This is a genomic window from Acidovorax sp. Root568 (assembly GCF_001427445.1).
GTDB lineage: Bacteria > Pseudomonadota > Gammaproteobacteria > Burkholderiales > Burkholderiaceae_C > Acidovorax > Acidovorax delafieldii.
In genome coordinates, this window is sequence record NZ_LMGP01000001.1 from 42533 (window position 1) to 63149 (window position 20617).

The 20617-nt window shown below is 67.2% G+C and carries 20 protein-coding genes; 14 read left to right on the top strand and 6 right to left on the bottom strand.

Going from position 1 to position 20617, the window contains the following annotated elements:
• Positions 1-105: 105 nt before the first annotated feature.
• The 3 genes from mreD to ASD75_RS00215 form a co-directional block, all read right to left on the bottom strand.
• Positions 106-624: a rod shape-determining protein MreD gene (mreD, locus tag ASD75_RS00205; protein WP_056057460.1), complete on the bottom strand. Its 519-nt coding sequence runs from the start codon at positions 622-624 to the stop codon at positions 106-108.
• Between the two features lie 43 nt (positions 625-667).
• Entirely contained in the window at positions 668-1591 is a 924-nt protein-coding gene (gene mreC / locus ASD75_RS00210; protein ID WP_056742141.1) for a rod shape-determining protein MreC, read from the bottom strand.
• 132 nt (positions 1592-1723) lie between these two features.
• Positions 1724-2767 carry a rod shape-determining protein gene (locus ASD75_RS00215; RefSeq protein WP_008907364.1) on the bottom strand — a complete coding sequence of 348 codons (1044 nt, stop codon included), beginning with the start codon at positions 2765-2767 and terminating at the stop codon, positions 1724-1726.
• Positions 2768-2974: 207 nt separating this feature from the next.
• On the opposite strand from ASD75_RS00215, the gene gatC reads away from it, so the two are divergent.
• Genes gatC through gatB form a run of 3 tightly spaced genes read left to right on the top strand, consistent with a single transcriptional unit; the run spans position 2975 to position 6230 of the window.
• Positions 2975-3274, top strand: a complete 300-nt coding sequence (gene gatC, locus ASD75_RS00220; RefSeq protein WP_056742143.1) for an Asp-tRNA(Asn)/Glu-tRNA(Gln) amidotransferase subunit GatC — start codon at positions 2975-2977, stop codon at positions 3272-3274.
• 12 nt (positions 3275-3286) lie between these two features.
• Positions 3287-4780, top strand: a complete 1494-nt coding sequence (gatA, locus tag ASD75_RS00225; RefSeq protein ID WP_056742145.1) for an Asp-tRNA(Asn)/Glu-tRNA(Gln) amidotransferase subunit GatA — start codon at positions 3287-3289, stop codon at positions 4778-4780.
• A gap of 1 nt (position 4781) precedes the next feature.
• Positions 4782-6230 (top strand): Asp-tRNA(Asn)/Glu-tRNA(Gln) amidotransferase subunit GatB, encoded by a 1449-nt coding sequence (gene gatB, locus ASD75_RS00230; RefSeq protein ID WP_056742146.1) that lies wholly within the window; start codon positions 4782-4784, stop codon positions 6228-6230.
• Positions 6231-6356: 126 nt separating this feature from the next.
• On the opposite strand, the gene ASD75_RS00235 is transcribed toward gatB, so the two are convergent.
• Together ASD75_RS00235 and pyrE are read right to left on the bottom strand one after the other, a co-directional pair.
• Positions 6357-7055: a DUF4124 domain-containing protein gene (locus tag ASD75_RS00235; RefSeq protein ID WP_116748633.1), complete on the bottom strand. Its 699-nt coding sequence runs from the start codon at positions 7053-7055 to the stop codon at positions 6357-6359.
• A 5-nt stretch (positions 7056-7060) separates the two neighbouring features.
• The gene (gene pyrE / locus ASD75_RS00240; RefSeq protein ID WP_056742150.1) at positions 7061-7759 is read right to left on the bottom strand and encodes an orotate phosphoribosyltransferase; all 699 of its coding nucleotides are present in this window, start codon (positions 7757-7759) and stop codon (positions 7061-7063) included.
• A gap of 10 nt (positions 7760-7769) precedes the next feature.
• Here pyrE and ASD75_RS00245 point away from each other — a divergent pair, with 10 nt between their 5' ends.
• From ASD75_RS00245 to ASD75_RS00280, 8 genes are all read left to right on the top strand, one after another.
• Positions 7770-8573, top strand: coding sequence for an exodeoxyribonuclease III (locus tag ASD75_RS00245; protein ID WP_056057754.1), 804 nt, complete (start codon positions 7770-7772; stop codon positions 8571-8573).
• A 25-nt stretch (positions 8574-8598) separates the two neighbouring features.
• Positions 8599-10506, top strand: a complete 1908-nt coding sequence (locus ASD75_RS00250; protein WP_056742152.1) for a GspE/PulE family protein — start codon at positions 8599-8601, stop codon at positions 10504-10506.
• A 194-nt stretch (positions 10507-10700) separates the two neighbouring features.
• Positions 10701-11249 carry a molybdopterin-dependent oxidoreductase gene (locus ASD75_RS00255; protein ID WP_143227300.1) on the top strand — a complete coding sequence of 183 codons (549 nt, stop codon included), beginning with the start codon at positions 10701-10703 and terminating at the stop codon, positions 11247-11249.
• Positions 11230-12870, top strand: a complete 1641-nt coding sequence (locus ASD75_RS00260) for a diguanylate cyclase (protein ID WP_056742153.1) — start codon at positions 11230-11232, stop codon at positions 12868-12870. The genes ASD75_RS00255 and ASD75_RS00260 overlap by 20 nt, the downstream gene beginning before the upstream one ends.
• A 23-nt stretch (positions 12871-12893) precedes the next feature.
• A complete protein-coding gene (locus tag ASD75_RS00265; RefSeq protein ID WP_225580994.1) occupies positions 12894-13256 on the top strand; it encodes a response regulator in 363 nt (120 codons plus the stop codon).
• A 1-nt stretch (position 13257) separates the two neighbouring features.
• A complete protein-coding gene (locus ASD75_RS00270) occupies positions 13258-13872 on the top strand; it encodes a hypothetical protein (protein WP_056742155.1) in 615 nt (204 codons plus the stop codon).
• 161 nt (positions 13873-14033) lie between these two features.
• The gene (locus tag ASD75_RS00275) at positions 14034-14672 is read left to right on the top strand and encodes an MBL fold metallo-hydrolase (RefSeq protein WP_056742157.1); all 639 of its coding nucleotides are present in this window, start codon (positions 14034-14036) and stop codon (positions 14670-14672) included.
• A gap of 244 nt (positions 14673-14916) precedes the next feature.
• On the top strand, positions 14917-16020 hold the full coding sequence (locus tag ASD75_RS00280) for a GGDEF domain-containing protein (RefSeq protein WP_056742159.1): 1104 nt from the start codon (positions 14917-14919) through the stop codon (positions 16018-16020).
• A gap of 28 nt (positions 16021-16048) precedes the next feature.
• On the opposite strand, the gene ASD75_RS00285 is transcribed toward ASD75_RS00280, so the two are convergent.
• A complete protein-coding gene (locus tag ASD75_RS00285; RefSeq protein ID WP_056742161.1) occupies positions 16049-16900 on the bottom strand; it encodes a M48 family metallopeptidase in 852 nt (283 codons plus the stop codon).
• A 130-nt stretch (positions 16901-17030) separates the two neighbouring features.
• Here ASD75_RS00285 and ASD75_RS00290 point away from each other — a divergent pair, with 130 nt between their 5' ends.
• The 3 genes from ASD75_RS00290 (at position 17031) to ASD75_RS00300 (ending at position 20596) form a co-directional block, all read left to right on the top strand.
• Complete coding sequence (locus ASD75_RS00290) at positions 17031-18425, top strand: MFS transporter (RefSeq protein ID WP_056742164.1); 1395 nt, start codon at positions 17031-17033, stop codon at positions 18423-18425.
• A 150-nt stretch (positions 18426-18575) separates the two neighbouring features.
• A complete protein-coding gene (locus ASD75_RS00295; protein ID WP_056643106.1) occupies positions 18576-19298 on the top strand; it encodes a response regulator in 723 nt (240 codons plus the stop codon).
• 41 nt (positions 19299-19339) lie between these two features.
• Positions 19340-20596 carry an ATP-binding protein gene (locus ASD75_RS00300; RefSeq protein WP_056742165.1) on the top strand — a complete coding sequence of 419 codons (1257 nt, stop codon included), beginning with the start codon at positions 19340-19342 and terminating at the stop codon, positions 20594-20596.
• The last annotated feature ends 21 nt before the right edge of the window (positions 20597-20617 follow it).

The following is a 20617-nucleotide window of genomic DNA, read 5'->3' on the forward strand; positions in this document are numbered from 1 at the left end:
CAAGGGTCGCCCCGCCGCGAGCGCGTCGCCGACCTTCCCGCAGCGCACTGCACTGCGAGAGAAGGGGGACGCAGCGCGGCCGCTCAGGGGGTTGTTGCCTCATGTTCACAACGGCCGGTTCTGGTCTTTGTCGGGCGGGCGGCGCTGGGGCGCCAGCAGCACCCAGCTGGCCAGGGGCCACAGCAGCGCCTCCAGGAACGGGGCCAGAAAGCTCCAGAACCCCGGGAAAATTCCGCCCGCCGCCATGCGCAGCAGCAGCTCGATGGCATGGGCAACGGCAAACAGCGGAAACACCTGCAGCGCCTGCGACGGCACACTGAACCACAGCAAACGGCGGTGGATGGCGATGGCTCCGAACGACAGCACGGTGTAGGACAGCGCATGCTGGCCCAGCAGCGCAGACTGGCTCACGTCCATGCACAGGCCCAGCACAAAGGCCGCGCCCATGCCAATGCGCAGCGGCTGGTGCACGCCCCAGAACACCAGCAGCACCATCAGCAGATCAGGCATCCACACCACGCGGCCCAGCGGCAGCATGTTGATGGCCAGACCCGCAGCCAGACTGGCCCAGATGAACACCGGGTTCACCGGCATCAGCAGGGGCTCACCCCGCGGCATGATCATCGCGGGCCTCCTTGTGTCGGGGTCATCGGGGCAAGGCGGCGGCTCATTTGCGGCCCCCGCGTTTGTTCGCGGGCGCGGCGGGGGCCGCATCCGGGCGGGGCAATTCGTTGTCGGCCAGGGGCTTGAGCACCACCACATGGCGCGCACCCTGCACCTGCGCCAAAGGCACGCAGTAGATGCGCGCAAACGCGGAGTCGGCACGGCGCTCCACCTTCACCACGCGCGCCACGGGCAGGCCCGGCGCATACAGGCCGTCCACGCCGCTGGTGGTCAGCAGGTCGTCTTCGCGGATGTCCGCGTTGGCAGGCATGAAGCGCAGCTCCATGCCACCACCATGGCCCGCCACCGGATCGCCATAGGCCACGCCGCGCACGCCGGTGCGGATGTTCAGCACCGGAATCGCCTGGTCACGGTCCACCAGCAGCGTGACTTCGCTGACCAGCGGAAACACGCGGGTGACCTGGCCCAGCACACCGGCCTCGTCCATCACCGGAGCGCCCAGCTCCACGCCGCCCAGCTGCCCCCGGTCCAGCACCACGCGGCGCGTGTAGGGGTCTGCGGTGTCATAGATGACTTCGGCCGCCTGTGCAGGGGTCTGGAGCCGGTCGCGCAGCTCCAGCAGTTTGCGCAGCCGCTGGTTTTCCATGGCCAGCTGGTCGGCCTGGTTGGCGCGCTGGCCCATCACGGTCATCTTCTTGCGGGCGGCATCCAGGTCTTCCTGCGCGGTTTGCAGCGACTGGAAATAACTGCGCCCGTGGCTCGCGAACTCCACCGGCTGCAGCATGAGCCACTGCACCGGGTACAGCACCGTGGCCACGGCCTGACGGAAGGGGCCGGTAATCTGAAAGCGTGCGTCGGCCACCATGAGGAACAGCGCCAGCGCACTGAACACGGCCAAACGCGACAGGGCCGAAGGGCCCTGTTTGAAGAAAGGGGGAGCGCTGCGCTCCAGAGTACCCAGGGGCATGGTGCGCAGCGGTCAGGATCTGCCGCGGGGAGCGGGCTCCACGGGCGGGTGCTCAGAAACAAGCATTGGAGCAGGTGCAGTCATGCAATTCAGAGCGCAAAAAAAGTGCCTGCAGCATACAGGCCTGCCGACTTACTCGCTCGTGAAAATGCTGCCCAGGCGGTCCATGCGCTCCAGGGCGATACCGCAGCCGCGCACCACGCAAGTCAGCGGGTCTTCGGCCACCAGCACGGGCAGGCCGGTTTCTTCGGCCAGCAGGCGGTCCAGGTCGCGCAGCAGCGCGCCGCCGCCGGTGAGCATCATGCCGCGGTCGGCAATGTCGGCGCCCAGCTCGGGGGGGGTTTGTTCCAGCGCGTTCTTCACGGCCGAGACGATCTGGTTCAGCGGGTCGGTCAGGGCTTCCAGCACTTCGTTAGAAGAAATGGTGAAGCTGCGTGGCACGCCTTCGGACAGGTTGCGGCCCTTGACTTCCATCTCGCGCACCTCAGAGCCCGGGAAGGCCGAGCCAATGTTCTTCTTGATGGCTTCGGCGGTGGGCTCGCCGATCAGCATGCCGTAGTTGCGGCGGATGTAGCTGATGATGGCCTCGTCGAACTTGTCGCCACCGACGCGCACACTGCCCTTGTAGACCATGCCGCCCAGCGAGATCACGCCGACTTCGGTGGTGCCGCCGCCGATGTCCACCACCATGGAGCCGCTGGCTTCCGACACCGGCAGGCCCGCGCCAATACCGGCGGCCATGGGCTCTTCGATCAGGTAGACCGCCGTGGCGCCCGCGGCCTCGGCCGCATCCTTGATGGCGCGGCGCTCGACCTGGGTGGAGCCGCAGGGCACGCAGATGATGATGCGCGGGCTGGGGGTGAACAGCGTGCGCGGGTGCACCATCTTGATGAACTGCTTGATCATCTGCTCGGTGATCACGAAGTCGGCGATCACGCCGTCCTTCATCGGGCGGATGGCTTCGATGTTGCCGGGCACCTTGCCCAGCATGGCCTTGGCCTCGTGGCCTACGGCCTGGATGACTTTCTTGCCATGGGGCCCGCCTTCGTGGCGGATGGCGACAACGGAGGGCTCGTCGAGCACGATGCCTTTGTCGCGGGCGAAGATGAGGGTGTTGGCTGTGCCAAGGTCAATGGCCAGGTCGGTGGAGAAATACCGACGGAAAGCTCCGAACATTCAAAAATCCTCTCGGGCACGGCATGCGCGTCGGCCTGCCATCGCCAGGTATTCAGGGGGGTGTTTATGGGCTTTTTTCACGCAATTGACTCCCATTCCAGGAGCTTTGCGGCAAAGCCGGGATAATACCCCATCCCCTGTGAATAACTCCCTCCGGCGCAGCCCGGATCACAGCTTTACTTCTGGTTTCTCTAGATTCTCCTCCCTATGGCACTGACCCCCCAGGACATCGGCCGCATTGCCAACTTGGCGCGGCTTGAGCTGACGCCCTCCGAAAGTGAGCGCATGCTCACGCAGCTCAATGGCTTCTTTGACATCGTGGAACAGATGCGGGCTGTGGATACCTCGGGCGTCACGCCCCTGGCCCACCCCGTCGCAGCTATCCAGGACGTGGCCCTGCGGCTGCGCGACGACGTGGCCAGCGAGCCCAACCAGCGCGAAGCCAACCAGCAAAGCGCCCCCGCCGTCGAACGAGGCCTGTTCCTCGTGCCCAAAGTGATCGAGTAAGAGCCCCGCCGCATGACTTCCACCGCATTGCATGACCTGGGCGTGGCCCAGCTGGCCGCCGAGCTGCGCGAGCGCCGCGTCTCGGCCGTCGAGGCCGCCCAGCATTTCCTCGCCCGCGCGCAGGCCCACCAGAACCTGGGCGCCTACGTGGCCGTGAACCCGGACATCACCCTGGCCCAGGCCCGCGCCCAGGACGCCGCCATTGCCGCAGGCACCGCCGGCCCGCTGGCGGGCGTGCCAATCGCGCACAAGGACATCTTTGTCACCAAAGGTTTCCCCAGCACCGCAGGCTCGAAGATGCTCGCGGGCTACCAGTCGCCCTTTGATGCCACCGTGGTCACCAAGCTGGCCGACGCGGGCGCCGTGACGCTGGGCAAGCTCAACTGCGACGAGTTCGCCATGGGCTCGGCCAACGAGAACTCCGCCGTCGCCCCCGTGGGCTTTGACGCCCCCGCCCCGGTGCGCAACCCCTGGGCCACGGACCGTATCCCCGGCGGCTCGTCCGGCGGCAGCGCCGTGGCCGTGGCCGCGCGCCTGGCCCCGGCCGTCACCGGCACCGACACCGGCGGCTCCATCCGCCAGCCCGCGTCGTTCTGTGGCATCACCGGCATCAAGCCCACCTATGGCCGCGCCAGCCGTTACGGGATGATCGCGTTCGCTTCCAGCCTCGACCAGGCAGGCCCCATGGCCCGCTCGGCCGAAGACTGCGCACTGTTGCTGTCCGCCATGTGCGGCCCGGACCCGGACCGCGACTCCACCAGCCTGGACGTGCCCGCCGAGAATTTCAGCGCCAAGCTCAACGACAGCATCGACGGCCTGCGCATCGGCATCCCCGCCGAGTTCTTTGGCGAAGGCCTGGCGCCCGACGTGCGCGCCGCCGTAGATGGTGCCCTGAAGGAATACGAGAAGCTCGGCGCCAAGCTCGTGCCCATCAGCCTGCCGCGCACGCAGCTGTCCATTCCGGTCTACTACATCATTGCTCCGGCCGAGGCGTCGTCCAACCTCTCCCGCTTTGACGGCGTGAAGTTTGGCCACCGCGCCAAGGACTACACCGACCTGGTGGACATGTACAAGAAGACTCGCGCCGAAGGTTTTGGCGACGAGGTCAAGCGCCGCATCATGATCGGTGCCTATGTGCTGAGCCATGGCTACTACGACGCCTACTACCTGCAGGCGCAGAAGATCCGCCGCATGATCGCCGACGACTTCCAAAACGCGTTCAAGGAATGCGATGTCATCGCCGGCCCCGTGGCCCCCACGGTGGCCTGGAAGCTGGGCGACCACGGCAACGACCCGCTGGCCGATTACCTGGCCGACATCTTCACCCTGCCCGGCTCGCTGGCCGGCCTGCCCGGCATGAGCGTGCCCGCCGGTTTTGGCGAGGGCGGCATGCCCGTCGGCCTGCAGCTGCTGGGCAACTACTTCCAGGAAGCCCGCCTTCTGAACGCTGCGCACCGCCTGCAGCAAGCCACCGACTTCCACCTCCGCCGTCCGGAGGGCTTCTGACATGACCGCCAAACTGATCCATGGCTACGAAGTTGTCATCGGCTTCGAAACCCACACCCAGCTCGCCACCCAGAGCAAGATCTTCAGCCGCGCTCCCACCGCCTTTGGCGCCGAGCCCAACACCCAGGCGTGCGCCGTGGACCTGGCCCTGCCCGGCACCTTGCCGGTGATGAACCGCGAAGCCGTGGCCTGCGCTATCAAATTGGGACTGGCCCTCGGCTCCCACATTGCGCCCGTGAGCATTTTCGCGCGCAAGAACTACTTCTACCCTGACCTGCCCAAGGGTTACCAGATCAGCCAGTTCGAGATCCCGGTGGTGCAGGGCGGCGAGGTCGAGTTCTTTCTGGGCGACGAGAAGAAGACCGTGCGCCTGGTGCGCGCCCACCTCGAAGAAGACGCAGGCAAATCGCTGCATGAAGACTTCATCGGCCAGAGTGGTATCGACCTGAACCGCGCGGGCACGCCGCTCCTGGAGATCGTGACCGAACCCGACATGCGCTCGTCCGAAGAGGCCGTGGCCTACGCGAAAGAGCTGCACAAGATCGTCACCTGGATCGGTATCTGCGACGGCAACATGCAGGAGGGCAGCTTCCGCTGCGATGCCAACGTGTCCGTACGCAAGCCTGGCCAGCCACTGGGCACGCGCCGCGAGATCAAAAACCTGAACTCGTTCAAGTTCATGCAGCAGGCCATCGACTACGAAATTCGCTGGCAGATCGAGCAGATCGAAGACGGTGATGCAATCCAGCAAGCCACCGTGCTGTTCGACCCCGACACGGGCGAAACCCGCGCGATGCGCACCAAGGAAGACGCGGCGGACTACCGCTACTTTCCGGACCCCGACCTGCCTCCGCTACACATTTCGGAGCAGTGGGTGCAGGATGAACGTGCGCAGATGGCTGAATTGCCTCGCACCATGGCCGCCCGTTTTGTGGCGGACTATGGCCTGCCCGAGTACGACGCCACCACGCTCACGCAGAGCAAGGCCATGGCGGCCTACTTTGAAGCGGCGGCCAAAGCCTGCAGCCAGCCCAAGCTGGCCAGCAACTGGATCATGGGAGAGGTGTCGCGCCGCCTGAATATGGCGGAGACCGGTATCGAGCAAGCTCCTGTGACTGCAGCGCAGCTGGCCGCATTGATCGGCCGCATTGCCGACGGCACGATCTCCAACAACGCCGCCAAACAGGTGTTTGATGCGCTGTGGACCGGAGAGTCGACCGAAGTGGATGCCGTCATCGAATCCAAGGGCCTCAAGCAGATGAACGACTCCGGCGCGCTGGAGAAGATCATCGACGAGGTGATTGCCGCCAACCCCGACAACGTGGCGCAGTTCCGCGCGGGCAAGGACAAGGCCTTCAACGCGCTGGTCGGCCAGATCATGAAGGCCAGCAAGGGCAAGGCCAATCCGACGCAGGTCAACGAACTGTTGCGCGCCAAGCTTGCGGACTGACGCACGCCGACTGGCAACAACACCAACAACAAAGGGCCGCGAGGCCCTTTGTTGTTTGGATCTTCTCAATGGGGTGGCGGACGTCGCAGGCCAATGGCAGGTGAAGTGCCCCCCCCCCCGCGGGCCTCACCGCGTGGCGGCTGGAGCGGAGGCGTCGCTGGCAGGCGTTGTGCCCGGCAGTGGCATGCGCTGCGCATCCCACAGTTTGCGCAGCTGGGCCAGCTCCACGTCAAAGCGCTGGTGCACGCGGCGCTTTTCCTGGTCCTGCCCAGCAATGAAGCGCTGCTGCTCGGCAATGCTGTCTTCGTTCTCGGCAATCTTGCGGCGCAGTGCCATGGGGGCTTTGTTGGGGTCCTTTTTGTAGAACTCCATCTCCACATCGAAGGCTTTGCGCTGCTGGGCCAGTTCGACCAGGCGCTTTTCGGCGGTGGCGGTCACGTCATCGACGAGCTGAATGGCCGCAGCGCGCTCCACATCGTGCGTGGCCTTGTCGGGATAGCGGGCCGTCAGCGCGCGCTCGCGGCGGCGCTCTTCCAGCTCGCGGGCACGGGCTTCGGCCTCTTTGCGGCGCTGCGCCTCTTGCGCGGCTCGTTCCTGCTCGGTCAGCGAGGGGCCAATTTGCCGCCGTACGATGCCCGAGGGCCCGAGTTCCCGCTGCTCGCGGTCCAGGCATTCAGCGATCGGACGGTCGGCCGTCAGGCGCCGGCCATTGCGGTCCACGCAGGTGTAGATGCCGCTGGATGTCCCGGGGGCTTGCGCCCGCGCCCAATCGGCGCCCAGGGTGGCCAACAGAACCCCGCCCATGATCCACGCCGATTTGCTCAAACCATCTACCCCTCGTTGACGCCGTAACGCTGGCGGTAGGCCAGCACCTTTTCGTGGTGGGAACGCATCCCCTCTTCCCCATTCTGCTCAAGAAAGAGCAATAAGTCTGCCAGCCGTGAAATGGCACACACCTGCATGCCCAGTTGGTTGCGCACGTACTGCACGGCGCTGTGGTCCACGTCCTGGCCATTCTCGGTGGCTTTCTCCTGGCGGTCCAGCGCAATGGCCACTGCGTGGGGCGTGGCGCCGGCGGCGCGGATGATGGCGATGGACTCGCGGGCGGCCGTGCCGGCCGACATCACATCGTCGACGATGAGCACCCGGCCCTTAAGGGGCGCACCCACCAGGGTCCCACCTTCGCCGTGGTCCTTGGCCTCCTTGCGGTTGTAGGCAAAGGGCACGTTGCGGCCCAGGCGCGCCAGCTCCACCGCCACGGTGGCAGCCAGCGGAATGCCTTTGTACGCGGGGCCAAACACCATGTCGAATTCGATGCCGCTGGCCAGCAGGGCTTTTGCATAGAATTCCGCGAGCCGGCCGATCTTGCGGCCGTCGTCAAACAGTCCGGCGTTGAAAAAATAGGGGCTCAGGCGCCCGGCTTTGGTCTTGAATTCGCCAAACCGCAGCACGCCCGACTCGACGGCAAAACGGACGAAATCCTGCGCCAGCTGGCCCTGTTCGGGGGTTTGCACGCCAACATCCACCATGGGGAAATCCTTGTTCAAGTTAACCAGCCTCAATCTCAATGGCATCCGCTCGGCCACCAGCAAAGGCGTGGAAAGCTGGATGGCAGCCACGCGGCCGGATTGTATTTGTGTGCAGGAAGTCAAGGCCCAGGCCGCCGACATGGCCAACCGCTTCGAGCGCCTGGCCGACCTGCAGGGGCACTTCCACTTTGCCCAGAAAAAGGGCTATTCGGGCGTCGGCATCTACACGCGGCACGTGCCGTCGGATGTAGTCATTGGCTATGGATCGACCGAGTTCGATGCAGAAGGCCGATATGTCGAACTGCGTTTTGACACGCCCGCCCGCAAGCTGTCGATCATCAGTGCGTACTTTCCCAGCGGCTCGTCGGGCGAAGAGCGGCAGCAGGCCAAATTCCGCTTTCTGGCGGAGTTCCACCCCCACCTCATGCGCCTGAAGGCCGAGCGCGACTTCATCCTGTGTGGCGACATCAACATTGCGCACCAGCAAATCGACCTCAAAAACTGGCGCAGCAACCAGAAGAACAGTGGTTTTTTGCCCGAAGAACGCGCCTGGATGACAAAGTTGTTGCACACAACTGATGAAGGCGGCGGCATCATAGACGTTTACCGTCAGTTACAACCTACCGCCACCGACACCGCCTACACCTGGTGGAGCAACCGCGGCCAGGCCTATGCCAACAACGTGGGTTGGCGGCTGGACTACCACCTGGCCACCCCTGCAATCGCGGCGCTGGCGCGTGCTGAACATATCTACAAGGGCGAAAAGTTCTCGGACCACGCACCCATCACGGTGGACTACGCACTGACCCTCTGAGCCCTGCCCCAGCCCCTCTGCCCCGATGACCGACGCCAGCACCTCCGCCCCGCCTCCCGCCCACAGTTTTCGCCCCCAGAGCGCCGAAGCGCTGTGGCGTCAGATCTCCACCCCCCACCCCACGGTGGGCAAGGCCCGGCACCTGGGCGAGGCGCTGGTCCACGCGGGGCTGCTGTCCACGCCGGACCTGGCAGAGGGCCTGCAGGCGCAGCAGGAGGAGCGCGGCAATGGCGTGCAGCGGCCCATCGGCCAGATCCTGGTGGACCGGGGGGCACTCACCCAGGACCAGTTGCGCAGCGTGATTGCCACCTGGCTGGGTGAATACACCGTGCACCCCGGCGACATCACGCCCGAAGCGCCGGCCCTGGCACTCATCCCCCGTGCCGTGGCCGAGCGCGAATCCGTGCTGCCCCTGATCGCACGCGAGGACGCGCTGGTGCTGCTGATGGCGGACCCCTGGGACCGCGTGCTGATCGACGAGATCCGCTTTCTGACCCAGCGGCGGCTGATCCCGCTGCGCGCAGCGCCCGGCACGCTGATGCCCGCCATCCACAAGGCCTACCGCACCCGCCCTGCCGACGCGGGCGGCGCGGCAGCCGGCGCACGCGCCACCTCGCAGGAGTTGCTGACCAACCTGGCCACTGCGTCGCCAGACGCAGACACCGAGCAGGCCGACGTGATCAGCGAGTCGGACAACACCCTGGTGCGGCTCATCAACTCGGTGATTGACGAAGCCATCAGCCACCGTGCGTCGGACATCCACATCGAGACCGAGCCCGCCCCGCACAACGTGCGCGTGCGCCTGCGCATCGATGGCGACCTGGTGCCCTACCTGGAGCTGCCCGCGCGCTACCGCTTTGCGATGGTGGCACGCATCAAGATCATGGCCAGCATGGACATCTCGGAGCACCGCAAACCGCAGGACGGCAAGATCGACTTTGCCCGCTTTGGCGGCCCTCCGGTGGAGCTGCGGGTGGTCACGGTGCCCACCTCGCGCGGACTGGAGGACGTGGTGCTGCGCCTGCTGGCAGGCGCCAAGCCCCTGCCACTGGAGAACATCGGCCTGAGCCAGCCCAACCTGCTGGCGCTGCGTGCGGTGGTGCAAAAAAGCTATGGCCTGGTGCTGGTGTGTGGCCCCACGGGCTGCGGCAAGACGACCACGCTGCACTCGGTGGTGCGCGACATCAACACCGCAGGCCGCAAGATCTGGACGGCCGAAGACCCCATCGAGATCACGCAGGAGGGCCTGCGCCAGGTGCAGGTGAACCCACGCATCGGCTGGACCTTTGCTGCCGCCATGCGGACCTTTTTGCGCGCTGATCCGGACGTGATCATGATCGGCGAGATGCGCGACGAGGAGACGGCACGCATCGCCATCGAGGCCTCGCTCACCGGGCACCTGGTGCTGTCCACCCTGCACACCAACTCCGCGCCCGAGAGCATTGCGCGCCTGCTCGAAATTGGCCTCGACCCCTTCAACTTCTCGGACTCGCTGCTGGCCATCCTGGCGCAGCGCCTGGTGCGGCGCCTGTGCACCGCCTGCCGCGAGCCGCGTGTGACCGACGACGACATGCTGGCGGGCCTGGCGTCGCAGTACCTGGAGAGTGGCACCCACAACACCGCCGAGGCGCGCCAGGCGCAGATCGCACGCTGGCGCCAGCAATACGGCGGCGCCCAGGGCGAGCTGCGGATGTGGCGCCCCGTGGGGTGCGCCAAATGCGAAGGCCACGGCTACCACGGTCGCCTGGGCATCCACGAGCTGATGATGAGCGACGAAGCCATTCGCCAGCACATCCGCCACCGGGCCCCGGCTTCGGACATCCGGCACTCTGCGCTCGCCGCCGGCATGCTCACCCTGCGCCAGGACGGCATCGAAAAGGTGTTGCAGGGCCTGACCGACATGAGCGAAGTGGTGGCGGCGACCAACCTGTAGCCTTCAGCCCCGGCAGTCACCCACAAGCCCCCAAAAACCGTCAACAATTGTCAAAACCACCCATCTCGCGGCAATTTTCCGTTGGACGGCAGTCGGTTTTCCTGCTTTCACGGGCATAGTCAAGCCGTGCCAGCTGCCGCACCTGGAGCCATTCCAGGTCCCCGGCGCGCTGGCTGGATGTGAAAGTGGTGACGATGTTGTTCCGATTCCTGGCTGCCCTGCGGGCCCGCACAGACGCCACCCTGGTGGCCCTGCTCGGACCTTTGAGCCTGTGCCTGCCGCTGTGGGCCCACCCCGCCCCGCTGTGCCCAGCCCCCCAGGGCCGCAGCGTGCTGCAACTGCAGCCTGCCGGCGACGGCCAGGCGCAGGCCTGCGACCTGCAGGCCCTGGAGCGACTGCCAGCGCTAGACATCACCACCGCCCTGCCCCCCGCGCTGGGCATGGCGGGTACACACCGCTGGACTGGTGTTCCGCTGCGCCACCTGGTGGAGCAGCTCGGGGGCGGCGAACGCAGCCGCATCGTGCTGATGGCCCTGAACGACTATGCCGTCGTGATCCCCTGGAGCGACCTGCTTCGCTACAACCCCGTGCTGGCCTACCGGCGCGACGGCCAGCGCATGGGCATCCGCGACAAGGGGCCACTGATCCTGATCTACCCGTTTGATGCCCACCCCGCTCTGCAGCAGGGCCAGGACTACGTCAACCGCACCATCTGGCAGGTCCATGCTGTCTCCATCCGCTAAGCAGCAGCCCGCCGCCAGCAACACACGCACCACCCACCGGCTGCTGGCCCTGGTGGTGGCCATGGCTTTGGGCACCTCTGCGGCCCTGTGGTGGACGCTGCGCCAGGCCCAGGACCTTGCGCAGCCCCACCAGCAAAACGACCTCTGGTACATCGCCAGCGTGCACAACGAACTGGCGCGGGTGAGTCTGCTGGCGCGCCAGCTGCGGGCCTGGGAGGCCAGCGCGCAAGACCTGGTCGACCGGCTGGACGTGCTGTACAGCACCCTCGACACCAGCGGTCGCGGACCGCGCGTGAGCACCCAGCTGCGCGAGGCACTGCCGGACACCGCACAGGGCCTGGACGGGTTGCGCACTCAGGTGGAGCGCTGGTCGTCGCAGGCCAACGCCAACGAGCCCGGCAGCACCGCGGCGCGGCGCACGCAGGCGACGGCCACACCCACACAGGCGCTGCGCGTGGCCGAAGACATCACCCGCCAGTCCGACGCGCTGCTGGAGCGCCTGCGCCAGGCAGTGGCCACCGTGCACCTGTTCAGCACCCAGCAGACAGACCAGGCGCGCCAGCAGTTGCACCAGCGCTTCATCGTGCTCAGCGTGGTGCTGAGCGCTCTGCTCGTGGGCACCACGCTGCTGATTGCCCGGCTGGTGCAGGATGCACGCGCCGCCAAAGCCGCATCGCGGCAGCTGGCGCAAACCAACCGGGAGCTGGAAGACCGCGTGGCCCGGCGCACGCGCAAGCTCGAAGAAAGCCGCGCGCTGCTGGGCTTCATCCTGGACACCAGCCCCAGCGACGTGCTGCTGGCCGAGGTCGAGAGCGGTCGCGTGCATTTCATCAACCACCGGCTGACCGAGCGCCTGGGGCTCAAAACCGCTCCTCAGACCCTGTTTCTGCCCGACCTGCTGCACGACCCCGACACACGCCAGCGCTTCATGCAAACCCTGGACCAGTACGGGCAGGTCGATGCCATGGAGGCGCAGATCGGCACCCATGCCCCGCGCTGGAGTTCGCTGTCGGCCCGCCTCATCGACGTCGAGGGCCAGCTGGCCCACCTGCTGTGGGGCTTTGACATCAGCACCCACAAGGCCCTGGAGGCCCAGCTGCGCGAACTGGCCACGCGCGATGCGCTGAGCGGCCTGCTGAACCGCCGGGCCTTCATGGAGCGCAGCACCGCCCTGTTCGACCACTGCCGCCGCCATGGACAACCTTGCACCGTGCTGATGATCGACATCGACCACTTCAAGCGCATCAACGACCGGTACGGCCACCAGATGGGCGACACCGCCATCCGCGCCTGTGCCGAGGCCATCGGCCAGGCCCTGCGCGAGGCCGACCTGCTCGGCCGCCTGGGCGGGGAGGAATTTGCCGCGCTGCTGCCCCATGCCAGAGCCGACAGCGCAGGCCAGGTGGCCGAGCGCATCCGGGGCGCCATCGCACAGCTGGGCCTGGCGTCGCCTGCAGGGCACCCGGTCACGTTCACCATTTCCATCGGCATGGCTGCCAGCGAGCGCCACCACACAGGCATCGAGCCGCTGATGGCCGATGCCGACGCGGCGCTCTACCGCGCCAAGGCCGCCGGCCGCAACCGGGTGCTGACCCACGAGGCGGCGCACCCCGAACTCTGACCTTAACCAACGACACAACAACCATGAGCCTGCGCCTTTTGATTGTGGATGACAGCCGCATGTCCCGCCTGATCCTGCAGGGCCTGGTGCAACAGGCCCACCCCGACTGGACCATCGTGCATGCCAGCAGCGGCGAAGAAGCCTTGCAGCTGGCGCGCGAGAACCCCGTGGACCTGGTTTCCATGGACTTCAACATGCACGGCATGAACGGCCTGGATGCCGCACTGGCGTTGCGCCAGTTGCTGCCCCGGGTGCCCATTGCCATCCTCACAGCCAATGTGCAGAACGCCGTGCAGGAGCGCATCGAGGAAGCGGGTATGGTGTTCATTGCCAAGCCCATCACCGCCCAAGCCGCCCAACAGCTCATCGCCCTCGCAGGAGCCTGACATGCCCATCCAGCTAGACGCCGAACAGATCGATGCACTGAGCGAGATCTTCAACATCGGCGTGGGCAAGGCCGCCGCCGCCATGGGCAGCCTGCTGCGCGACGAGGTGCTGCTGTCGGTGCCGCATGTCAGCGTGTTCACCGTGAGCGAGGCGGCGCAGCAACTGGGCGCCCAGGGCCACCCCATGTATGGCGTGCGCCAGCCGTTTCGCGGCGTGCTCAACGGCGATGCCCTGCTGATCTTTCCAGGCCACCGCAGCCTGGAGATCGTGCGCATCGTCGCCGGGCAGAACGTGCCCAGCGAAGACCTGAGCGCCATCGAGCAGGATGCGCTGACCGAGGTGGGCAACGTGATGCTCAACGCCTGCATCGCCGCCTTGTCCGACCTGCTGGGCCACGAGTTCGAACTGAGCCCGCCACGGTTCGGCATGGGCGACAGCCGCACCATCCTGGGCACCCGCATCCAGAACCACCTGGTGGTGTTCCTGCACATCCGCTTTGAGCTGCTGAGCAGCCAGATCGAGGGCTTTGTGGTGTTCGTGCTCAACACCACGTCGCTCGAGGGCCTGCGCACCGCCGTGAACCGGCTGCTGGGCCGGCCTGTGGACGCAGACTGAGGCCCCAAGCGGCCGCCAAGGGACGGCGGGCGCTGCACAGGCCCTGTGCGAAACTCGCGGCTGTTGCCTTCCGGCCCTGCCGCCGCCGCGCCAGCCCGCTATCGCCCCCTGGGAGAAAGCAGCCCTGGCCCGATGGGCGATGGGTTTACTGCCTCCATCCCATGCTCCGCTACCTCACCGTCCCCGTCACTCCTTTCCAGCAGAACGCCTCCATCGTCTGGTGCGACGCCACCCAGCAGGCCGCTGTGATCGACCCGGGCGGAGACCTGGACACCTTGCTGGCAGCGGTGGAAGAACACGGGCTGACGCTGTCGCAGATCTGGCTCACCCACGCGCACATTGACCACGCCGGCGGCACGGGCGAGCTGGCGCAGCGCCTGTCGCTGCCCATCGTGGGCCCCCACCCGGGCGACCAGTTCTGGATCGACGGGCTGCCGCAGCAAAGCGCCATGTTCGGCTTTCCGCCCGCGCAGCACTTCACCCCCACGCGCTGGCTGCACGACGGCGACACCGTGCAGATCGGCAACGAGACGCTGGCCGTGCGCCACTGCCCCGGCCACACGCCCGGCCATGTGGTGTTCCACGCGCCGCAGATCGACCGCGCGTTTGTAGGCGACGTGCTGTTTGCGGGCAGCATTGGCCGCACGGACTTTCCCCAGGGCAACCACCAGCAGCTCATCGACAGCATCACGCAGCGGCTGTGGCCCATGGGCAACCAGACGGTGTTCATTCCCGGCCACGGGCCCGAGAGCACCTTCGGGCGCGAGCGGCAAAGCAATCCCTACGTGGGCGGGACCTGAGCATAGACCATCAATGCTCTTTTATTCATAGCACACCAGGCATATTCCACTAGCGCATCCAGCTGATTGGGCTTGAAATGGGTTACCGGAGGCCGTCACAGGCCCTGGTCGCTTGCTCCGCGCCGCCGGGTGCCCAGCGGCGATCAGACCCCGGGATACCAGCCAGTTCGCCGCACCCCCGACACCGCCGGGGGCTACGATGGAGCGGTTTGCCACCTCTGCAGGCCGCCCGTGCCCCCGTGCCATGACCCCATCCAACGCGCCGCGCCCCCCGCTTGAACCCCAGCGCGGCTCCAGCCTCGCGGGCAAGGCCTACTGGGCCATGGTGCAGCGGGTCGCGCTGACGGCCGCTGCCATCGACGCGGGCTACATCCTGCTGTTTCTGTGGCTGGGATCGATGCCGCTGGCGGCCGTGAATGTGCTGAGCATCGCCATGTACCTGGGCGCCTACCGGCTCATCCAGAAGCGCTACAACACCGCTGCACTGGCCCTGATCTGGCTGGAGGTGATTGGGCACTCGGCCCTGGGCTCGCTGCTCATCGGCTGGGAGAGCGGCTTTCACTACTACCTGCTGATGTTCATCCCCGCCATCGTGATCGCCAACACGCGCGGCTATGCCGCGCCCATGGTGCTGGCCCTGCTGGCCTACTACCTGGGCCTGCACATGCTGAGCGACGCCGTGGGGCCGCTGGACCCGCTGCCCGCGCACAGCGTGAAGATCGTGAACTGGGTGCACATCTGCGTGGTGTTTGCCATGTCGGCAGCGCTGTCGGCGTTCTACCGCCGCACCATCCTCATTGCCGAGGCGCGCCTGCGCAAGCAGGCCACGCGCGACCCGCTGACCGGCCTGGCCAACCGCAGCCACTTTGACGCGCAGGCCACCGAGGCGCTGGAGCGCAGCCGGCGCAGCGGCGCGCCGGTGACGCTGCTGCTGTGCGATGTGGACCACTTCAAGCGAGTGAACGACCAGTACGGCCACGCCGTGGGCGACCAGGTGCTGGTGGCCATGGGCCAGGTGCTGGCCGACAACCTGCGCGAGGGCGATGTGCTGGCGCGCTGGGGTGGCGAAGAGTTTCTGGCACTGATGCCCGCCAGCCCGCTGGACGCTGCCAGCGCCACGGCCGAGCGCATCCGTGCCGCTGTCGCCCGGGCACCGCTGCCCGTCGGCCCCGAGCCCTTGGCCCTGACGCTGTCGTTTGGCGTGGCCCTGGTGCACGGGCCCGACGACCTGCAGGCCGCCATTGCCCGCGCAGACCAGGCGCTCTATGCCGCCAAACACGCGGGGCGCAACCGGGTGCAGCTCGCGGGGGAAGACGCCGCCAGAAGCACCCTGGCGGCTCAGTCTTAGAGGCTGAGGGCCTGCGGAATCTCGCAGGTCAACCGTTGCGGCGCGCGGCCTCGTACAGGCCTTGCACCTTGGGCACGTTCTGCTCCAGCTCGCGAATGCGCGCGGGGCCCGATGGGTGGGTGGACAAAAACGCCAGCCCGCCTTGTTTGCTGCCGCTGGCATTGCCCATCTTCTGCCACAGGCTCACGGCGGCCGACGGCTGGTAGCCCGCGCGCGCGGCCAGCTCCAGCCCCACCAGGTCGGCTTCGCTTTCGTCCGAGCGGCTGAACTGCAGCGTGAGCAACTGCCCGCCCAGACCGGCGGCCGCCTGCCCCAGGTCGCCCAGCCCCAGCAGCTGCGAGCCCAGTCGCAGCGCCAGGTTGGTGCCCTGCGTCTTGGCGATGCGCTCGCGTGCGTGCTCACGCAGCGCATGGGCCATCTCGTGGCCCATGATCATCGCGGCCTCGTCGTCGGTGAGCTTGAGCTGGTCGAGGATGCCGGTGTAGAACGCAATCTTGCCGCCGGGCATGCAAAACGCATTGATCTGCGAGCTGCCGATCAGGTTGACCTCCCACCGCCACTGGCGGGCGCGGTCGTTCCAGGGCGTGGCGTACGGGATCAGCCGCTTGGCGATGGCGTGCAGGCGCTGCAGTTGGGGGTGGTTGTCGGGCGCCAGCGCGCGCTTGGCGCGGGCCTGCTCCAGCATCTGGCGGTACTGCTGGGCGGCAGACTGCTCCAGCGTCTCGGCGGGCACGAGCTTGCGCAGGCTGGATGCCGAGCCCACGTCCACCTGCGCCAGCACCGGCGTGGCCGCAGCGGCGCCCGCCGCCAGCAGGAACGCGCGGCGTGCGGACCAGGGGGACGACGGCGCGACGGAGGGAGCGGGGCAGAAAAGACACATACAAGGCAATCCCAGAAGGAATAATGAGCAGCGCTGGCACACAACACACCAGAGCCTGCCGCGCAGATGGAGGCTGACAGGATGGCTACAAGGGTGCGTCGGCGATGATAGACAAAACCCCCGCTCGCCCATGTCAGACACCTCCACATCTTCCACCCCCAGCCTCGCTCCCGCTACCGCCCCGGACAAGCCCCCGCGCACTCCCTGGCTGCAAACCCTGCGCGTGTACCTGGAGCCCGCCAGCCTGCGCATGCTGACGCTGGGTTTTTCGGCCGGGCTGCCGCTGCTGCTGGTGCTGGGCACGCTGAGCTTTCGCCTGCGCGAGGCGGGCATCGACCGCAGCACCATCGGCTACCTGAGCTGGGTGGGCCTGGCCTACGGCTTCAAGTGGGTGTGGGCGCCGCTGGTGGACCGCATGCCCATCCCGGTGCTCACGCGGCTGCTCGGGCGGCGGCGCAGCTGGCTGCTGCTGGCACAGCTGGTGGTGGTGGCGGGACTCATCGGCATGGCGCTGGCCGACCCGCGCCTCACACTGGGCCCCATCGTGTGGTGCGCGCTGGCCGTGGCGTTTGGCTCGGCCACGCAGGACATTGCGCTCGATGCCTTCCGCATCGAATCGGCCGACGCCAACCACCAGGCCGCGCTGGCGGCGTCGTACCAGACGGGCTACCGCCTCGCGATGATCTGGGCCGGAGCCGGTGTGCTGTGGATTGCCGCGCGCTCCGAGGTCGCGCCCGCGGTCGGCCAGGCCGTGGCCCTGGGTGCCGCCGCGTACCAGAACGGCGCCTGGCAGGCGGCCTATCTGGCCATGGCGGCGTCGATGGCCGTGGGCGTGGTCACCGTGTTGTTTTCGCGTGAGCCCGCGCCCGTGGCGCTGCCCCCCGCCAAGAACGCTGCCGAGTGGGTCCAGGGCGCACTGGTGGCCCCGTTTGCCGACTTCCTGCGCCGCTACGGCTGGCATGCGGCGCTCATCCTGGCGCTGATTGCCGTGTACCGCATCAGCGATGTGGTGATGGGCATCATGGCCAACCCGTTCTACGTGGACATGGGCTACACCAAGGACGAAGTGGCCGCCGTGACCAAGATCTACGGTGTGATCATGACGCTCGCTGGCGCCTTCGTGGGCGGCGTGTTGTCCATGCGCTTTGGCGTGATGCGCATCCTGATGCTGGGCGCCATCCTGAGCGCCGCCAGCAACCTGCTGTTTGCCTGGCTGGCGGGCCACGGGCACGACGTGACGGCGCTGATTGCCGTGGTGTCGGCCGACAACCTGGCCAGCGGCATTGCCTCGGCCGCGTTCATCGCCTACCTGTCGAGCCTGACCAACGTGAGCTACTCGGCCACGCAGTACGCGCTGTTCAGCTCGATGATGCTGCTGCTGCCGAAGTTCGTGGCGGGCTTCTCGGGCGACTATGTGGATGCGTTTGGCTACGCCCAGTTCTTCACCTCCACGGCGCTACTGGGGCTGCCGGTGCTGGTGCTGGTGTGGCTGGCATCGCGCATTAAGAAGGTCGGTGGCGCCTGATTCATATGTCCAGACAGCTACTAAATCGATAGCAATTTCTGAAGCCTCTCGCCACCCGGTTTACCGGAACTTTACGGGGGCTTCAACACGGGGAGACGGCTGGGCCGGACCATGAAGACAGTTTCAAAGCCTCGCTACTACACTGCCCCCATGAGCTCCCAACTGCTGATGATCGAAGACGACGCCCGCCTCGCGCAGATGGTGGGCGAGTATCTGGGCCAGTCGGGCCTGCAGGTCACGCACCGTGCCGATGGCAAAAGTGGCCTGGCGCAGTTGCAGGGCCCTGATGCCGGGCCGCTGCCCGACCTGGTGATCCTGGACCTGATGCTGCCCGACATGGATGGACTGGAAGTGTGCCGCCGCATTCGCTCGCTGCAGGGCAACGCGGCGCAGGTGCCGGTGCTCATGCTCACGGCCAAGGGCGACCCCATGGACCGCATCATCGGGCTGGAGCTCGGTGCTGACGATTACCTGCCCAAGCCCTTTGAGCCCCGCGAGCTGCTGGCCCGCATCCGCGCCATCCTGCGCCGGCGCACGGATGGTGGCGGCGCGGCCGCTGCCACCCAGGTGCTGCGCTTTGGCACGCTGGAGATCGACCGCGACGCGCGCACTGTGACGGTGGCGGGGCAGGCGGCGGACCTCACCTCTTACCAGTTCGACCTGCTGGTGGCCCTAGCCGAGCGCGCAGGCCGGGTGCTCACGCGCGACCAGATCATGGAAGCCGTGCGCGGCCGCGAGCTGGAGGCGTTTGACCGCAGCATCGACGTGCACATGGGCCGCATCCGCGCGGCCATCGAGGCCGACGCCAAGAACCCGCGCCGCATCCTCACGGTGCGCGGTGTCGGTTATGTGTTTGCCAAGCAGCAAGATTGACCGCTGACGCAGCCCCCGCTGCCTGCGCTGTCGCCCCACGCATGTCCTTGTCCAACCCTTTTTCCCGCCGCCTTTATCTGCGCATCTGGCTCGCCGTGGTCGGCGGCATGGCGGTGCTGACGCTCACCGTGGGCTGGGCCTGGCGCATTGCCGAGGAACAAAAGGCCCAGAACAACCAGCCGTTTGTGCCGCCCTCGCGCGAGATGGCGGTGCGCGACCCGGCGGGCAACCTGGTGCTGCGCGGCATGGCCACGCGCCAGCCGTCCGAGCCGGGCGAGGTGGTGGAATTCCACATCGAGGCAGAAAGCGGCCAGATCTACACCCTGCAGATGGCGCCCCGCCAGCCCCGCATGGGCCGCAACGGCGGCCGGCCCGGGGGGCCCGGCCAGGACGAGGCGGCTTTCTGGACCCGTCCGCCCTTCGGCTTCTTGTGGCTGCTGGGCATCGTGGGTCTGGCGGTGGCGGTGGGCGTGTACCCCATCATCCGCCGCCTCACGCAGCGGCTGGAGGCCTTGCAGCGCAGCGTGAAGAAATTTGGCGAGGGCGACCTGTCGGTGCGGGTGCCCGAGCAGGGCCAGGACGAGGTGGCCGATCTGGCGCGCCAGTTCAACGCAGCGGCAGAGCGTGTGGAAACCCTGGTCAAGTCGCACAAGTCGCTGCTGGCCAATGCCTCGCACGAGCTGCGCTCGCCCCTGACCCGCATCCGCATGGGGCTGGAGCTGATGGGTGGCCAGCAGCCTTCCCCCGCCTTCCGCGAAGAAATCCTGCGCAACATCGCCGAGCTGGACCAGCTGGTGGACGAGATCCTCCTGGCCAGCCGGCTCGACGCGCGCGAGGCCGACGTGGGCACCGTGGAACTGGTGGACCTGATTGGCCTGGCCGCCGAGGAATGCGCGCGGGTGGACGCCGACCTGGACGTGAGCGCGAGCCCCGATTCGCTGGAGGTGCGCGGCGTGGCGAAGCTGCTGCGCCGGGCGATCCGCAACCTGCTGGAAAACGCACGGCGCTACAGCACCGGCGAGATCACCGTGGTGGTGCACCGCCGCCAGGGCCGCGCCGAGGTGCATGTGTGTGACCACGGCCCGGGCGTACCACCCGGCCAGCGCGAGCGCATCTTCGAGCCCTTCTACCGACTGCCGGGCGCCAGCGAGCGCGCGGGCGGCGTGGGCCTGGGGCTGGCGCTGGTGCGGTCGATTGCCGGCCGCCACAACGGCACCGTGCACTGCCAGGACCGTGCTGACGGCGACAGCGGCGCGTGTTTTGTGCTGGCGCTGCCGCTGGCACCATCCACGCACTGATCGGCGCCTGCATCCGCGTGT

Coding starts and splice junctions, on each gene's coding strand:
- mreD (WP_056057460.1), bottom strand. CDS start 624: ATGATCATGCCGCGGGGTGAGCCCCTGCTGATGCCGGTGAACCCGGTG.
- ASD75_RS00250 (WP_056742152.1), top strand. CDS start 8,599: ATGACCGACGCCAGCACCTCCGCCCCGCCTCCCGCCCACAGTTTTCGC.
- ASD75_RS00285 (WP_056742161.1), bottom strand. CDS start 16,900: ATGTGTCTTTTCTGCCCCGCTCCCTCCGTCGCGCCGTCGTCCCCCTGG.
- gatC (WP_056742143.1), top strand. CDS start 2,975: ATGGCACTGACCCCCCAGGACATCGGCCGCATTGCCAACTTGGCGCGG.
- mreC (WP_056742141.1), bottom strand. CDS start 1,591: ATGCCCCTGGGTACTCTGGAGCGCAGCGCTCCCCCTTTCTTCAAACAG.
- ASD75_RS00270 (WP_056742155.1), top strand. CDS start 13,258: ATGCCCATCCAGCTAGACGCCGAACAGATCGATGCACTGAGCGAGATC.
- ASD75_RS00280 (WP_056742159.1), top strand. CDS start 14,917: ATGACCCCATCCAACGCGCCGCGCCCCCCGCTTGAACCCCAGCGCGGC.
- ASD75_RS00255 (WP_143227300.1), top strand. CDS start 10,701: ATGTTGTTCCGATTCCTGGCTGCCCTGCGGGCCCGCACAGACGCCACC.
- ASD75_RS00215 (WP_008907364.1), bottom strand. CDS start 2,767: ATGTTCGGAGCTTTCCGTCGGTATTTCTCCACCGACCTGGCCATTGAC.
- ASD75_RS00260 (WP_056742153.1), top strand. CDS start 11,230: ATGCTGTCTCCATCCGCTAAGCAGCAGCCCGCCGCCAGCAACACACGC.
- ASD75_RS00290 (WP_056742164.1), top strand. CDS start 17,031: ATGTCAGACACCTCCACATCTTCCACCCCCAGCCTCGCTCCCGCTACC.
- ASD75_RS00275 (WP_056742157.1), top strand. CDS start 14,034: ATGCTCCGCTACCTCACCGTCCCCGTCACTCCTTTCCAGCAGAACGCC.
- gatB (WP_056742146.1), top strand. CDS start 4,782: ATGACCGCCAAACTGATCCATGGCTACGAAGTTGTCATCGGCTTCGAA.
- pyrE (WP_056742150.1), bottom strand. CDS start 7,759: ATGGTGGATGTTGGCGTGCAAACCCCCGAACAGGGCCAGCTGGCGCAG.
- ASD75_RS00265 (WP_225580994.1), top strand. CDS start 12,894: ATGAGCCTGCGCCTTTTGATTGTGGATGACAGCCGCATGTCCCGCCTG.
- gatA (WP_056742145.1), top strand. CDS start 3,287: ATGACTTCCACCGCATTGCATGACCTGGGCGTGGCCCAGCTGGCCGCC.
- ASD75_RS00300 (WP_056742165.1), top strand. CDS start 19,340: ATGTCCTTGTCCAACCCTTTTTCCCGCCGCCTTTATCTGCGCATCTGG.
- ASD75_RS00295 (WP_056643106.1), top strand. CDS start 18,576: ATGAGCTCCCAACTGCTGATGATCGAAGACGACGCCCGCCTCGCGCAG.